Here is a 13545-nt window from a genome sequence, read left to right on the forward strand (position 1 = left end):
TGGGTGCGTGAACTGTGTGTAAGGTGCACGTTCCCATCGTGGCTCCAGACGTTCCACCTGCTTAAACTGTTGAAGCTTCGCGAAACAACGAAAAATTGCCCCGCGGCGCAGGCCGTGGGGCAATTCTATTACTGGTTCAGGCTATGTTTCTCAAGTACAAACCTCATACCTTCCATAGCCTGTTTGCTTCTCAAACGCCTTAGACCAACACGATATCGTGTGCATTAACATCAGGGTGACCGACTATCGTTGCCAGCTCAACGGCATGACCCCGTCCGCTTCCATCGGCATCGAACGACAGAACGCCCGTCTTTTCGTTGTAGACAAAGTAATCGTCCCGCTCCTCTGCTCTACCCCATCTGTTACTGGCGAAATTGTCATCATCGAGCTTGCCAGCGTCCAAATCGTTCCGGGTGCCCCATATTGCATCGTTCACATCTTTCAGGCTGAATTGCAAGGTATCGTCCTTCGACTCGAACCCTTCTATCGTATCCCGGCCGTTGGACGATGACGTCACTCCGCTGAACACGATGGTATCGTCACCTTCGCCGCCGTTGATGGTGTCATTGCCCTTTCCACCTACGAGGAGGTCGTCGCCTTTGCCCCCATAGAGCTTGTCGTTGCCATCGTCGCCGTAGAGCTTGTCGTTGCCCTTGCCGCCGTCCAGGTAGTCATTCCCATCGCCGCCATAGAGCACGTCGTTATTCCGGCCATAGGACCCCTTGTCGTCGTCCTTGTGGTCGTCCTTCTTTTCTTCTTCATCGTCGCCAAAGAGCCGGTCATCGCCTTTGCCCCCGTACAGCGTGTCGTTGCCGTCGCCGCCGTACAGTTTGTCGTTGCCCTTGCCGCCGTCCAGGTAGTCATTCCCGTCGCCGCCATAGAGCACGTCGTTATTCCGGCCATAGGACCCCTTGTCGTCGTCCTTGTGGTCGTCCTTGTGGTCGTCTTTGTCGTCGTCCTTCTTTTCTTCATCATCGCCAAAGAGCCGATCATCGCCTTTGCCCCCGTACAGCGTGTCGTTGCCGTCGCCGCCGTAGAGTTTGTCGTTGCCCTTGCCGCCGTCCAGGTAGTCATCGCCATCGCCGCCGTAGAGCACGTCGTTATTCCGGCCATAGGACCCCTTGTCGTCGTCCTTGTGGTCGTCTTCGTCGTCGTCCTTCTTTTCTTCATCATCGCCAAAGAGCCGGTCGTTGCCATCGCCGCCATAGAGCGTGTCATTGCCGTCGCCGCCGAACAGCTTATCGTTGCCCTTGCCGCCGTCCAGGTAGTCATCGCCATCGCCGCCGTAGAGCACGTCGTTATTCCGTGCATAACGCCCCTTGTCGTCCTTATCGTCCTTGTCGTCTTTGTCGTCCTTCTTCTCATCGTCGCCAAAGAGCCGGTCGTTGCCATCGCCGCCATAGAGCGTGTCGTTGCCGTCACCGCCGAACAGCTTATCGTTGCCCTTGCCGCCGTCCAGGTAGTCATCGCCAGCGCCGCCATAGAGCACGTCGTTACCATCCCCGCCGAAGAGCTTGTCGTTGCCCTTGCCGCCGTCTAGGTAGTCATCGCCCTTGCCGCCGTACAGCGTGTCATTGCCATCCTCGCCGAAGAGCTTGTCGTTGCCCTTGCCGCCGTCCAGGTAATCATTGCCATCGCCGCCATAGAGCACGTCGTTATTCCTGGCATTACTCCACTTGTCGTCCTTGTCGTCTTTGTCGTCCTTCTTCTCATCGTCGCCAAAGAGCCGGTCGTTGCCGTCGCCGCCATAGAGCTTGTCGTTGCCGTCACCGCCGTACAGCTGATCGTTGCCCCTGCCGCCGTATATGGTGTCGTTGCCATCGTCGCCGAAGAGTTTATCGTTGCCATTTTTTCCATCGATGCGATCATTTCCGTCCCGTCCGCGGATCGTATCGCCGTAGGGAGTACCGTTAAGAACGTCGTTGCGGCGGGTGCCTGTGATAATAGCCATTTGAATCTCCTGTAAGTATATTTTTAAAAAGTAATTGCCCGGATGGGCTCTGCCTTAAAGCTTTAAGCTTTTTATTTTTTTTAAACGACAGTTACTGGAGTTCAACGGAATATAGGCTGCTCCCTCACAACTTTATAACTACCCCGTTATGCCGCCCTTTCGAGCTGCAATTCCATAGATAGCATTTCCCGTGCCACCGATTTACGCTGCCTCATATAAACAATAGTTTGTTTGAGATGATGCTCAGCCGTTTATATTGCATAAACCGAATACCCAAGCAAATACCCATCAAGAAAGGTGGATCGCGTCGCTGAAGAACGACATTTCCCTACTTGTAAGAAAAAAAACCCTTCTTTTAGAACGGGAAATCGGCCCTGCCTATATAGATAGAGTCTTGTCTCCATTTGGAGACAGGCATTTTAATTTTCTTAAGGTAAATTTATCTCTAAGGCGTTAAACCACGCATAATTTATTTTGTCGTCAAAAAACGACAGTTTTTCGACGATCGTTGTGCAGTAGTCCAGCCTCGACTCGCTTAACGGAGGCGGTATTGAAACAAAACCAGGTTCTAATGACCTGCTCACCTAAACGCATAGTTAAGTTTGCGTGCGCCAACGAACAGACGAAATGTTTTTCATTCATATAAGTTAGACCATAGGCTCACCGTTTGCTGGAACTGTCGGAATGTTGGGAACGTTGGTATGGATAAGTAAATAACGTTGCATAAAAATAAACGTGAACGGGCCCACGCTGCTGCTTATGGAATATCGGACTCGCAGGTAGGCAAGCTGCAAATGCTGTTTGGCGGGAAAACACCCAGATAGCGTCCCGCATGTGACTCACGTCAGACCCTTAAACTTCAGACGGATTACTCGTAACCGACTATTCAGGACAAGAATAATAACAATGATATTTACGAGGCCGTCCTTTAGATGAAGCCCGGATACAAGCTTCCCGAAACCGAACTTGCACGAGTCCTGGTTGGATTCAAGCGAATATTCGCAACGGTTGGCGTCTTTAGCGCAATCATCAACATGCTGTTGCTCGTCCCAGCCCTGTACATGCTGCAGGTCTACGATCGGGTATTGGCCAGCCGCAACGAGACCACGCTATTGATGCTGACACTGATGATCGTCGGCGCATATCTATTGATGGGCTCGCTTGAATTCGTGCGCAGCTTCGTGCTGATCCGGGTCGGCGCCCAATTCGACATGAGGATGAATAAGCGCGTATACACAGCGGCGTTCGAGCAAAACCTGAAACGCGGTGGCGGCAATGCCGGGCAAGCCTTGCAGGATTTGACAAATATCCGGCAGTTTTTGACTGGCCATGGATTATTCGCATTCTTCGATGCGCCCTGGTTTCCGGTGTACCTGATCGTTATTTTTCTATTCCACCCGCTATTGGGTTTCTTTGCCCTAGGGGGGACAATTATTCTGGTAGCCCTCGCGTTCCTTAACGAATCAATCTCCAGGAAACCGTTGAGCGAGGCCAACACCATGGCTGTTGCTTCGAGCAACCTCGCGACCAATAACCTGCGCAACGCGGAGGTGATAGCCGCCATGGGCATGTTGCCCAACTTGATGTCGCGGTGGTTTGGGTTACACAGCCGCTTCTTGCAATTGCAAGCGGAAGCGAGCGAAAAGGCGGGAACCATCGCTGCGGTCACAAAGTTCGTGCGCATGTCGCTGCAATCGCTGATACTTGGCCTGGGCGCCCTGCTCGTGCTGGATGGGAGAATTACGCCTGGCATAATGATTGTCGGATCGATTCTGATGGGTAGAGCGCTAAGTCCTGTTGAGCAGCTGATTTCCGGCTGGAAAAACTGGAGCGGTACGCGCAGCGCATACCAGCGCTTGAACGATCTGCTGGAAGCCAACCCGCCGCGCGAGCCGGGAATGTCTTTGCCAAAACCAATTGGCAAACTCTCTGTGGAAGGCGTCACTGCCGGCCCGCCAGGGGCGACGCGCCCCGTGCTTAGAAACCTGAGTTTTGCCATTGCGCCGGGAGAGGTGCTGGGCGTTATCGGGCCGAGTGGAGCGGGGAAATCCACTCTCGCGCGGCTCCTGGTCGGGATATGGCCCACGATGGGAGGAAAAGTCCGACTGGATGGGGCCGACATTTATCAATGGAACAAGGACGAATTGGGCCCCTATGTTGGTTATTTGCCGCAGGATATAGAGCTGTTCGCGGGGACGGTCAGCGAAAACATCGCCCGTTTCGGAGAAGTCGATGCAGAGAAGGTGATTATCGCAGCCCAGCGTGCCGGCGTTCATGACCTGATTCTGCGTTTTCCTCAAGGGTACGATACCCCACTGGGCGAGGACGGCGCCGGACTTGCCGGCGGGCAGAAACAACGCCTTGGTCTGGCTCGCGCAATTTACGGAGATCCATCCCTGATCGTACTGGACGAGCCCAATTCGAACCTCGATGAAACCGGAGAATTGGCGCTGATTGCAGCGATCAACGATCTGCGCAATCGCGGCAAAACCATTGTAATGATCACTCATCGGGAAAGCACGCTCGGAACCACCACCAGACTGCTGGTTCTTCGCGATGGCGTAGCTCAATTGTTTGGCCCCAGCGATCAGGTAAAACGAGAATTGATCAGGATGAGTCAACAATTACCGAAACGGGTAGAAGATGCAAAACAAGCTTCAGCCTAGCTCAGGCGCAGCATCTGCCGCTGTCGTCTACGGCGAAGAAATCAAACCTTACGCGGTCAACACGGACCCGCGGGTGTATACAAGGATCGGTTGGTGGATTGTCATTGCCGGGGTCTGTGGATTTTTATTGTGGGCTTCTCTCGCACCGTTGGACAAGGGTGTCCCGCTCAGCGGCACGGTCACTGTATCGACGAACAGAAAGGCCGTACAGCATCCGACCGGTGGTACCGTGGAAGCCATCCTGGTGAAGGAGGGAGACCATGTCCAGGCGGGCCAACCGCTGGTTCGCTTTAATGCCGTGCAGGTGACCGCCAGCGCGGAAATGGCGCGGGTCAGATATTTCACGGCGCGCGCGGCCGAGGCGCGCTTGATTGCAGAGCGTGACGGAACGGATGAGATCGTTTTCCCCCCGGACCTCTCCCACGAAAAAGACGACCCGCGCGTGGCAAATAATATGCGCATGCAGGAACAGCTATTGAATTCACGATTAATGGCGATTAAAAGCGAGTTGGCCGCGATAGACGAAAATATTTCGGGATTGAAGTTGCAAACGAGCGGATTGGAGGAATCGCGAGACAATAAAAAGGCGCAAATGGCGCTTTTGAAGGAACAGCTCGACGGGATGCGGGAGCTTGCCAAAGAAGGCTACGTTGCGCGTAACCGATTGTTGGATTTAGAGCGGACCTACGCTCAAATCAGCGGCGCGATTTCGGAGGATATTGGCAATATTGGCCGGGCACAGCGCCAGATTGCGGAATTGAAACTGCGCCGTATACAGCGGCAACAGGAATACCAAAAGGAAGTCCGTTCCCAACTCTCCGATGTGCAACGGGAAGCGGAAGCACTTGGCAATCAGCTCAAAGGGCTCGATTACGATATGGCGAACGCCATAATAAAAGCCCCGGTGGACGGCACCGTTGTGGGCTTGGCAATATTTACCCAAGGGGCCGTCGTCAGTCCGGGTTTCAAAATGATGGATGTCGTACCAAGCGGCGACTCATTGGACGTGGAAGGACACCTGCCAGTGCATTTGATCGATAAGGTCCACCCAGATCTTCCGGTAGAACTGATCTTCTCCGCGTTTAATCGAAATCTCACTCCGCATATTCCTGGCGTCGTTACGCATGTCTCCGCCGATCGGTTTGTTGACGAACAGACGGGGGTTCCCTACTACAAGGTACGAGCCAAAGTTGCACCTGAAGGAATGAAAATGATCTCCGATTTGCAAATCCGTCCGGGCATGCCCGTGGAATTATTTGTAAAAACCGGCGAACGGACCATGATAAACTACATTTTGAAGCCGATACTTGACCATTTAAAGATGTCAATGACAGAAGAATAAAATGCGTGTGGTCCCATACCGCCTCTGGATAATCCTGACCTTTTTCATAGCGCTACTTCCAATCAACACGGTTTCGGCTCTCGGGCTCATGCAGGCGTATGAGGCCGCGTTGAACAATGACGCGTTGTACCAGGCTGCGATACATGAAAACGAAGCCGGACAGCAATTCAAGACAATTGGCCGCGCCAGCCTGCTGCCCGTTTTGTCCGGCAGTTATTCAACCAATTACGTCGATGCAGATCGTACCTTTACTGGCAGAACCGACCAGTTAACCTACCGCAACGAAACCGCTTTACTCCAGCTGCGTCAACCAGTGATCAACTTTGAATCATTCGCCCGCTATAAGCAGGGGCAGGCGCAAACCAGCGCGGCGGACGCCCAGTTTCTGGTGCAAAACCAGGACTTGATCGTCCGGCTTGCCGCAGCCTATATGGACACTCGATTCGCAGAAGACCAGCTGGCGATTACGTCTTCCCAGATGAGTTCGTTTGCGGAACAGCGTTTAACCAACGAACGTCTGTTCGAGAAGGGAGAGGGAACCCGGACTGAGATGCTCGAAACGCAGGCACGCTTCGATCTGGCCGAAGCACAGGTGATTGAAGCGCGGGATAATCTGACTAATGCGCGCAATGTGCTGGCATCGATCGTGGGGGAGGAAGTAAAACTGCTGAATCCGTTGCTGGATGACTTCCGCGTAAAGCCAATGCAGCCGCCGAGCTTCGAGGAATGGAAAGAGATTGCCCTTGAGCAAAATCCTGAGGTAGTCTCGCAACGGCACGCGGTAGAGGTCGCGCGCCAGGAGATAAACAAGCAGCGCGCCGGACACGCACCCCGTGTTGATCTTGTGGGCGCCATCAACAAATCCATGTCGGACAACGTCCTTTTCGTAGGTCTGGATACGTTTACCCGCAGCATCGGGGTGCAGGTAAATGTACCTATGTACGCCGGCGGCCTGGTCAACGCAATGACGAGCCAGGCGGTATCCAATCACGAAAGAGCAAAGGCTCAGCTGGAATCGAGAACGAATCAGGTTTTGATCGAATTACGGAGACAATTCAACCTGAACCTTAGCAGCGCCCGGCGTATCGACGCCCTGGTGTCATCCGTCAATTCCAGAAGCATTCTTCTCGATGCAACCAGGAAAAGCGCCATTGGCGGCACGCGGACCAACATTGATATTCTGAATGCCAAGCAACAGTTCTTCGAAGCAACCCTTGACCTGACGCAGGCGCGCTACAATTACCTCCTCAGCTATTTGCGGTTGCGCAAGGCGGCAGGCACTGTGGACATACGCGACCTGCAAGATGTGGCGCGTTACTTTGTTTCCCGTGAATAAATTAGAAAGGCATGAAAGCGACGTCGATTCACTGAAGAACTTCCTACTGGAATTACGCCGGACTGCTCACGGCTTTTCCGTTTGCGCGCCAGATCCTCGCCCCTAACCGGGATAACTTGTCCTCAATCCGCTCATACCCTCGATCGAGGTGGTAGATACGATCAATTACCGTCTCTCCCTTGGCGATAAGACCCGCGAGCACGAGGCTCGCCGAGGCCCTAAGATCTGTAGCCATTACGTTCGCGCCGTCCAGCGCTGGCACACCGCATACTACCGCTGTATTCCCCTCTACCTTGATGTCCGCGTTCATGCGTTTCAATTCCTGCACGTGCATGAAGCGGTTTTCAAAGATCGTCTCCGTGATTATCGCCGTCCCGCAGGCAATGCTGTTCAATACCATGAATTGCGCCTGCATGTCGGTGGGAAAGGCGGGATAGGGAGCGGTACGTAAGTTGGTGGATTTCAGTGGATTGTTCATTTTCAGATGTATCCAGTCCTCGCCTGACTCGATCGCCGCCCCCGCCTCCATGAGCTTGTCGAGCACTGCGTCGAGGGTATCCGACCGGGTTCCTCTAAGATGAATTTCACCCCCGCTTGCCGCAGCGGCAACAAGAAATGTCCCCGTTTCGATTCGGTCCGGCATGACGCTATGACTAGCCCCATGCAAGGCCGGAACGCCTTCAATTGTAATAATATCGGTGCCAACTCCCTGAATTTTGGCGCCCATCGCAATCAGGCAATAAGCCAAGTCCGACACTTCCGGCTCGCGCGCCGCGTTTTCAAGTACGGTTGTTCCCTCTGCGAGCGTCGCGGCCATCATCAAATTTTCGGTTCCGGTGACAGTAACGATATCCATCACGATATGCGCACCACTAAGCCGCTTTGCTTTGGCATGAATATAGCCGTGCTCAATCTCGATTTCCCCCCCCATGGCCTGCAGGCCCTTGATATGCTGATCAACGGGACGCAAGCCAATGGCGCAGCCGCCCGGCAGCGAAACTCGAGCCTCGCCTGCTCGCGCGAGCATCGGACCCAGCACCAGAATCGAGGCGCGCATGGTCTTTACCATTTCATATGGCGCAACCACATTGGAGAGAGTAGCAGCCGTTAGCCTGATCCCATCCCCATCCGTCACGATACTCACGCCCAACTGTTCCAGCAGGCTCAGCATTGTCTGAACATCGTTCAGGTGAGGGACATTATTGATCGAGAGCGTGTCGTTAGTAAGAAGCGAAGCACATAAGATAGGGAGCGCCGCATTTTTGGCTCCGGAAATATGTACTTCACCGGATAGCGGGACGCCACCCTGTATGATTAGCTTTTGCATAGTTGAAATGTGAACGGGTTCCCGTCATCATATCGCAAAGCCTACCTTTACGGTTTCATTTCGAGCCCCTGCCGGGATGTCAATTCAAGGAGATCACATGAAAAAAAGAACAGTTCAGACGTCGGATGCACCCCAGGCCATCGGCCCCTATTCTCAGGCCATACTGGTTAGTGGGGGGAGCACGGTTTATTTGTCCGGCCAGATCGGGCTGGACCCTGTATCCATGGAGATGGTAACGGGAATCGATGAACAGATTCACCGCGTATTTCAAAACCTGGCCGCTGTTGCAAAGGCAAGCGGCGGAAATCTGAGCGATATTGTGAAACTGAACGTCTACCTGACTGACCTTGGCAACTTCCAGAAGGTCAACGAGATCATGGCAAGCTACTTCACGACTCCCTACCCAGCCCGCGCCGCGATAGGGGTTGCAGCGCTACCGCGCGGGGCCCTTGTGGAAATGGATGCGGTGCTGGTATTGGCTGACTGACTGAGAGGCAATATCAAAGCGACGCCAATATCCCACACCACCGATCGTCCTCGCAACAGCGCGATTCAGGAAAAACTGGCCAGATTGGGTATCGCCGATGAGTTCGATCTGGTGCTGCATTTGCCCTTGCGTTATGAAGATGAAACGCATCTTTATCCCATCCGCGACCTTCCTGCACAAAAAACCGCACAAGTTGAAGGCATTATCATTGACAATAAAGTCATGTACCGCCCACGGCGGCAACTGGTATGCCAAGTCGATGACGGTAGCGGGGTGCTATGCATGCGCTTCCTCAATTTTTATGGCAGTCAGGTGAAAGCATATGCCAATGGTACGCGTGTGCGCTTGCTGGGTGAAGCGCGTCCGGGTTTTTTTGGCATTGAAATGGTTCACCCCAAATGCCGCGTTGTGGGTGAACAGGAACCGCTGGAAGACACACTCACGCCGGTTTATCCCGCCACCGCGGGGCTTTCCTCGGACACCCTTCGTAAACTGATTTATCGAACGCTACGGCAGCTGCGAGAGGCGGGGAACCAGCCTTGTTTATCGGAGACCCTTCCAGAAGAAGTTCTAAGGCGACATCACCTTCAAGGTTTTGCCGACAGTGTGTTTTTTTTGCATCAGCCGCCCCCGGATGCGCCAGCCGATTTACTGCAGGAACGTACCCATCCCGCGTGGCGGCGCGTCAAGTTCGATGAATTGCTGGCGCAACAGCTATCCATGCGCTTGCATTACCAGCAGCGGCGCCACGGTAGCGCGCCGGCTATGCCGCCAAAGAACAGATTGACCAGCGCACTGCTGGCGTCCTTGCCCTTCGAACTGACCAGAGGTCAGAAGAAAGCCTTCTTCGAAATCAGCCGCGATCTGGCGGCCGTCCATCCCATGCAGCGGCTATTGCAGGGCGATGTCGGCAGCGGTAAAACGATTGTGGCTGCCCTGGCGGCGTTGCAGGCGATCGAAAATGGTTACCAAGCCGCACTACTGGCGCCTACCGAGATCCTGGCCGAACAGCATTATCAGAAACTCCGCGCCTGGCTTGACCCGTTATTGACCCCTTTAAACGCATCAATTGCCTGGTTGACCGGCACCCAGAAAAAGAAGCAGCGAGAAATCATACTTGCCAATATTGCTTCAGGCAACGCCATGCTTGCGATTGGCACCCATGCGTTGTTTCAGGAACAAGTGGAATTCAACCGGTTGGGGCTGGCTGTGATTGACGAGCAGCACCGCTTCGGCGTTCACCAGCGCATGGCGTTAAGAGAGAAAGGGGCGAAGAAAGATACGGCGAACACTGCGAGCTCGATACCGCATCAGTTGATGATGAGCGCCACGCCTATTCCACGCACGCTATCGATGAGTTACTTTGCCGACCTTGATGTGTCGGTGATCGAAGGCCTGCCGCCGGGCAGAACTCCTGTGGTAACCAGACTGGTCGCGGATACCCGCCGCGATGAGGTCACCGCACGCATCCGCGAAGCCTGCTTGGTCGGGAAACAGGCTTACTGGGTCTGCCCGTTGATTGAAGAATCCGAGGCTTTGCAACTTAAGACAGCTCTTCATACCTATGAAACGCTGACTCTGATTTTTCCTGAATTGAAAATCGGCCTGATTCATGGGCGGCTAGCACCCGGGGAAAAATCGTCGGTTATGGAATCGTTTGCACAGGGAGAGATTCAGTTGTTGGTGGCCACTACGGTAATCGAGGTCGGCGTGGATGTGCCAAATGCCTCGCTGATGGTTATCGAGCATGCGGAACGCATGGGCCTGGCGCAATTGCATCAGCTGCGTGGCCGCGTCGGACGCGGCACGACAGGCGGGATATGCATACTGCTGTACCAGAAACCCCTGTCGGCAACCGCACAGGAAAGGCTCAAGGTCATATACGAACAAACCGATGGTTTTGAAATAGCAAGACATGACCTACATCTTCGCGGCCCTGGCGAATTTTTGGGCGCGCGCCAGAGCGGCCTCCCCATGCTACGCTTTGCGGACCTGGAAAAGGATGAGGCGTTGCTTGAGGCCGCCCGCGCTGCCGCGGAGCAGCTTTTGCGCGACTACCCGGAACATGCACAACGGCATGTGCAGCGATGGCTGGGAAACAGGAGCGAATACCTGCGGGTATAAACCGATCGATACTCAATCCCTTTCAATTCAGGTTCGTCTATTCCGGACGTGCTTGTCTATCCGGCGAAATTTTGCCGGGTACGATGAATGATTCTACAAACCAACAATCTAACTCTGGAGTATCCCGGGAAGCTGCTCTGTCGTAACTTGAGCTTCACCGTTTATCCAGGCGAATGCTGGGCGATACTCGGCCAAAATGGTTGTGGCAAGAGCACTTTGTTACACGCGCTGGCGGGTCTGAATCGCGGCTGCGAAGGCGATGGAGCGTCGATCATGGTGTCGGGGAAAGCGCCCCGAGCCTGGGCGCGGCGCGACCTCGCACGTTATCTCGGCGTTCTACTGCAGGAAGAAACGGGAGATTTCTGGAGCAATGTGTATGAATACGTGTTGCTCGGGCGGCATCCGCATTCAGGCAGCCTGTTTGGCTTTCGACCCCTGGACCACGAAATGACGACGCAAGCGATCGAGCGCATGGAACTAGCGGCCCTCGCCGCGCGTCCCCTCGTCACGCTTTCCGGGGGCGAGCGTCAACGCGCGCGTATTGCACTGTTGCTTGCCCAGTCGCCACAATGCCTGTTGCTTGACGAACCTCTGCAATATCTCGATTTGCGCCACCAAGTGGGCACGATGGCGTTGTTCAGGGAGTTGGCAACGCGGGGTAAGGCAGTGGTAATGGTGCTGCACGACCTCGGCTGGGCAAGCCATTTCTGCGATCATGTGCTCATGCTGTTCGATGACGGCCGCACGATTGCCGGCCCGGTGGCGGCGGTACTCAACCGGGATAATCTTGAAGCTTTATATCAGTGCAGGATAAACGAACTCCAGGTGGGAAGCGGGCGTCATTTCATGCCAGACGTGACGTCAAGTGTATAATTGGCAACTTGATGCTCTTCTTGGTATGTAATGATCCGTCAACTTCTCGACCGCGTTTTCGGCCGTAACTCGTCCACCCCTGCTTCTGCCAAGGGTGTCTCATCCTCCAGCCCGCGCATCATCACTCGTGAGCAACACGGCATCGCGCGCGACCATATCCACCCGTGCGCACTGAAAGTCACTTCGGGATTGCAGGAAGCGGGATATGCGGCTTTCATTGTCGGCGGAGCAGCGCGGGATCTGCTCCTGGGGCTGGAACCAAAAGATTTTGACGTAGCAACCGATGCCACCCCTGAGGAAGTACGATCGATTTTCCGCCGCTCCCGTATTATCGGCCGGCGCTTCCAGTTGGTCCACGTAATGTGCGGGGCCGAGACCGTGGAAGTATCGACCTTCCGCGGCGGTCCCTCAGGTAGCGATGAAAACGGCAATTCGCTTCATGCTCACGCCGACGAGCACGGAAGGCTGCTGCGTGACAACGTGTTTGGCAGTCAGGAGGAGGATGCAAAACGGCGCGATTTCACTGTGAATGCACTATTTTTTGATCCCGTCCGGGAAGAGCTGTGGGATTACCTGAACGGCTATGAAGATATCAAGGTACGCCACCTCAGGATTATTGGCGATCCGGTGCGGCGCTATCGGGAAGATCCGGTACGCATGCTGCGCGTGGTTCGGCTTGCCGCCAAGCTAGATCTGCAGATAGACCGCGATACGGCAGCGCCGATTGGTGATCTTGCTCCACTGTTGCGGAATGTACCCCCCTCCCGATTGTTTGAAGAGATGTTGAAGCTGCTCCTATCCGGCCATGCATTATCCTGTGTCGTGGATTTGCGTACCAGAGGGCTGCACCACGGTCTGCTACCAATGCTGGACGTGATCTTGGAGCAACCCCTTGGCGAACGCTTTATTACGCTCGCGCTCAAAAATACCGACGAGCGCGTACGCCAGGAAAAACCGGTTTCCCCCGGATTTCTTTTCGCGGCGCTGCTCTGGCATGAGGTGCTGGCGACCTGGAACGCACGCCAGTCCGCTGGCGAGAAACCAATCCATGCGTTGCATCAGGCGATGAACGACGTGCTTGCGGTACAGAACGAGAATTTGGCGATTCCGCGCCGCTACGATGCCATCATGAAAGAAATCTGGGCAATTCAACCGCGCTTTACCGGCCGCTCCGGGCGCAGGCCATTTCGATTGCTGGAGCATCCGCGCTTTCGCGCCGCGTATGATTTCATGTTGCTGCGATGCCAAAGCGGCGAGATCGATATGGAGCTGGGTAAATGGTGGGAAGCATTCCAGCATGCGACTGCCGGAGAACGGGAAGCCATGTTGCTCAAGGACGACATGCCCAGAAAGCGCCGGAGGAGCCGTGGACGAAAAAAATCAGTTCCCGTCGATACGGCCGCCATCGATGATACCGCTGCTGAGGCTCCGGAATAGTT

9 protein-coding genes are annotated in these 13545 nt (G+C 54.6%); 7 read left to right on the forward strand and 2 right to left on the reverse strand.

The genetic code is table 11. The annotated features are described in order from the left end of the window. Positions 1-199: 199 nt before the first annotated feature. Complete coding sequence (locus BM022_RS16270) at positions 200-1951, reverse strand: calcium-binding protein (protein WP_091138007.1); 1752 nt, start codon at positions 1949-1951, stop codon at positions 200-202. Positions 1952-2883: 932 nt separating this feature from the next. On the opposite strand from BM022_RS16270, the gene BM022_RS06980 reads away from it, so the two are divergent. The 3 genes from BM022_RS06980 to BM022_RS06990 are packed head-to-tail and all read left to right on the forward strand — an operon-like array spanning position 2884 to position 7295. Then, positions 2884-4617 (forward strand): type I secretion system permease/ATPase, encoded by a 1734-nt coding sequence (locus BM022_RS06980; RefSeq protein WP_091138009.1) that lies wholly within the window; start codon positions 2884-2886, stop codon positions 4615-4617. Next, positions 4595-5959 (forward strand): HlyD family type I secretion periplasmic adaptor subunit, encoded by a 1365-nt coding sequence (locus BM022_RS06985; RefSeq protein WP_091138010.1) that lies wholly within the window; start codon positions 4595-4597, stop codon positions 5957-5959. Before BM022_RS06980 ends, BM022_RS06985 begins: the two co-directional genes overlap by 23 nt. Position 5960: 1 nt before the next feature. Continuing rightward, on the forward strand, positions 5961-7295 hold the full coding sequence (locus BM022_RS06990; RefSeq protein ID WP_091138012.1) for a TolC family outer membrane protein: 1335 nt from the start codon (positions 5961-5963) through the stop codon (positions 7293-7295). Between the two features lie 52 nt (positions 7296-7347). Here the strand turns inward: BM022_RS06990 and murA are convergent, their stop codons facing one another. After that, a complete protein-coding gene (gene murA, locus BM022_RS06995) occupies positions 7348-8622 on the reverse strand; it encodes a UDP-N-acetylglucosamine 1-carboxyvinyltransferase (RefSeq protein ID WP_091138013.1) in 1275 nt (424 codons plus the stop codon). A gap of 97 nt (positions 8623-8719) precedes the next feature. On the opposite strand from murA, the gene BM022_RS07000 reads away from it, so the two are divergent. The 4 genes from BM022_RS07000 to pcnB all read left to right on the forward strand — a co-directional run bounded on the left by BM022_RS07000 (position 8720) and on the right by pcnB (position 13543). Beyond that, the gene (locus BM022_RS07000; protein WP_091138015.1) at positions 8720-9109 is read left to right on the forward strand and encodes a RidA family protein; all 390 of its coding nucleotides are present in this window, start codon (positions 8720-8722) and stop codon (positions 9107-9109) included. Between the two features lie 27 nt (positions 9110-9136). Beyond that, on the forward strand, positions 9137-11233 hold the full coding sequence (gene recG, locus BM022_RS07005; RefSeq protein WP_091138016.1) for an ATP-dependent DNA helicase RecG: 2097 nt from the start codon (positions 9137-9139) through the stop codon (positions 11231-11233). Positions 11234-11320: 87 nt separating this feature from the next. Next, entirely contained in the window at positions 11321-12106 is a 786-nt protein-coding gene (locus BM022_RS07010; protein WP_091138018.1) for an ABC transporter ATP-binding protein, read from the forward strand. 30 nt (positions 12107-12136) lie between these two features. Beyond that, positions 12137-13543 carry a polynucleotide adenylyltransferase PcnB gene (gene pcnB, locus BM022_RS07015; protein WP_091138020.1) on the forward strand — a complete coding sequence of 469 codons (1407 nt, stop codon included), beginning with the start codon at positions 12137-12139 and terminating at the stop codon, positions 13541-13543. Positions 13544-13545: the final 2 nt, after the last annotated feature.

Source organism: Nitrosospira sp. Nsp14, from assembly GCF_900113575.1.
Lineage (GTDB): Bacteria > Pseudomonadota > Gammaproteobacteria > Burkholderiales > Nitrosomonadaceae > Nitrosospira.

Excerpts from the sequence above, each read along its gene's own strand:
- BM022_RS06985 (WP_091138010.1), top strand. The coding sequence starts at position 4,595 with ATGCAAAACAAGCTTCAGCCTAGCTCAGGCGCAGCATCTGCCGCTGTC.
- BM022_RS06990 (WP_091138012.1), top strand. The coding sequence starts at position 5,961 with ATGCGTGTGGTCCCATACCGCCTCTGGATAATCCTGACCTTTTTCATA.
- BM022_RS07000 (WP_091138015.1), top strand. The coding sequence starts at position 8,720 with ATGAAAAAAAGAACAGTTCAGACGTCGGATGCACCCCAGGCCATCGGC.
- BM022_RS16270 (WP_091138007.1), bottom strand. The coding sequence starts at position 1,951 with ATGGCTATTATCACAGGCACCCGCCGCAACGACGTTCTTAACGGTACT.
- BM022_RS07010 (WP_091138018.1), top strand. The coding sequence starts at position 11,321 with ATGATTCTACAAACCAACAATCTAACTCTGGAGTATCCCGGGAAGCTG.
- BM022_RS06980 (WP_091138009.1), top strand. The coding sequence starts at position 2,884 with ATGAAGCCCGGATACAAGCTTCCCGAAACCGAACTTGCACGAGTCCTG.
- pcnB (WP_091138020.1), top strand. The coding sequence starts at position 12,137 with ATGATCCGTCAACTTCTCGACCGCGTTTTCGGCCGTAACTCGTCCACC.
- murA (WP_091138013.1), bottom strand. The coding sequence starts at position 8,622 with ATGCAAAAGCTAATCATACAGGGTGGCGTCCCGCTATCCGGTGAAGTA.